Below are 1855 nucleotides of genomic sequence, written 5' to 3'. Positions count from 1 at the left end.
TCATGCCCGATGCCGTTGAACCACCAGCGCGCATCATATTCGCGAAAGCCGGTCGGCTTGACCAGCGGCAGGATTTCGAAGTCCAGCGTGTTGGGGGCAATGTCGGTCAGCGGTTTGGGCAGCATCTCGTGTCTCCGTGCAACGGGGTTCGCGCGTGTTGAACACGAGCGGGGGTGTCAAGGCAACCGCCTGCAGTTTGCGCGCCAGACGCGCGGGGCCTGTCACTTCAAGGAAATTGGCGGGTGACGGGAAGATTTCTGTAACCTGACGGAAATTTCAGAAATATCCTATTGTCTATGCGATAGGTTATCCTACCTCCTGCTCTGTCGAGTGCGACACCGCCCCAGCAAACCCTGCGGCGGCCTCATCCAGAAAGGAAACACTCCATGAGAACCAAGATCCTGGCGACAATGGCCAGCGCCTTCACCCTGCTCGCAGCCCCGGCCTTTACCGAAGGCTGGTACGGCGCCGCCAGCGCCGGCTTCAACTTCCAGTCCGACAGCAGCAATTCGGGCCAGACGGGCGCATTCAACACGGGCAATGGAGACCCGGTGATCCCAAATGGCACGCCGATCGCCGCTGGTACGCCCTATGGCTGGGAAACCGAGTTTGATACAGGTTATGTCCTCAGCGGCGAGTTCGGCCGGATGTATGACAATGGCTTCCGCGTCAGCGGCGAGATCGTCTACTCAAAAGCCGATGTCGACAAGCACAGCCGTGTCAGTGTCGGCGGGACGATCATCGACGGCGTCGATGCCGCCGTGATCGCCGGTTCGCCGACCCAGCTTGGCGCGACGGTTGGCCAGGTGGTGGCCGATGGCCGGGGCGACATCTCGAACCTCGGCGTTTTCGCGAATGTCTATTATGACTTCAACCGGATGGGCGCGATTTCGCCCTATGTCGGCGCGGGTATCGGCGTGTCGAATGTCGATGTCACCTACCGGCCTTCGGACATCAGCATCATCAATGACAGCGAGACGAAGTTTGCCTGGCAGATCAAAGCTGGTGCGGCTTATGCGCTGACGGAGCGGTTCGACGTGTTCTCGGAGCTCGCCTACCGCGCCACCGATGATGTGACGTTCAACAACCAGCTGTTCCCGGGCAATCTGAGCATCGAGAACAAGCAGACGACGCTGAGCTTCGGCGGACGTATCCGGTACTGATCCGGCGACGGATTGTCAGCGGGCTAATTTCAGAAAGCTGGCGATCCAGGACGCCAGGAAGCGGCGGTCGCACGCCCCCTCCAATGACGCGACCGCCGCTTCCACTTCCTGCTCGGCAAGGGTCTTGCCGCGGCGGGCGACATAAAGCGCCTCGGCATAGTCCGGCGTAAACTCAGGGTGGCACTGGAAGCTGAGCGCGGGAAAGCCGCGATAGCTGAGACCCGCATATTCCGTGAACTGTGAGCGCGCGACGATGTCTGCGGCGTCCGGCCTGATAACGACCTGGTCCTGGTGGCTGACCGCGACAGCCATGCCTGAGGGCGCCTCACCTGCCCATCCGGGGGCGGACAGAATGTCGTAGCGGTGACGCCCGACGCCCCAGCCCTTTTCGGATTTTTCGACCTTACCGCCCAGGGCCTCAGCCATTGCCTGATGGCCGAAGCAGATGCCCACCTGAGGCAGACGCACCTCGGCGGAGACGCGGATGAACTGCATCAGCGGCGGAATCCAATCATGGTCCTCATACACGCCGGCGGGCGAGCCCGTATACAGCACGCCCTCAAGGCTTGCTGGTTCCGGCAACGCCTCACCTTTGACGAGGGAGACCGTCTCGCAGCGTATGCCAGCATCGACGGCGTCGAACATCTGCCGGAACATGCCGGGATAGTCCGGGAACTGATCGCGGATGGCTT

The 1855-nt window shown here is 61.6% G+C and carries 2 protein-coding genes; one reads left to right on the top strand and one right to left on the bottom strand.

Features of this window, described 5'->3' with window-relative positions:
• Positions 1-386: 386 nt before the first annotated feature.
• A complete protein-coding gene (locus ACK4SV_RS16955) occupies positions 387-1163 on the top strand; it encodes a P44/Msp2 family outer membrane protein (RefSeq protein WP_409919021.1) in 777 nt (258 codons plus the stop codon).
• Positions 1164-1178: 15 nt separating this feature from the next.
• On the opposite strand, the gene ACK4SV_RS16950 is transcribed toward ACK4SV_RS16955, so the two are convergent.
• Positions 1179-1855: type 1 glutamine amidotransferase (locus ACK4SV_RS16950; protein ID WP_409919020.1), on the bottom strand; the 677-nt coding region annotated here is incomplete at its 5' end.

Origin of the sequence: Hyphomonas sp., assembly GCF_046313735.1 — a bacterium.
GTDB lineage: Bacteria > Pseudomonadota > Alphaproteobacteria > Caulobacterales > Hyphomonadaceae > Hyphomonas.
This window is presented reverse-complemented; position numbering and strand designations above follow the sequence as displayed.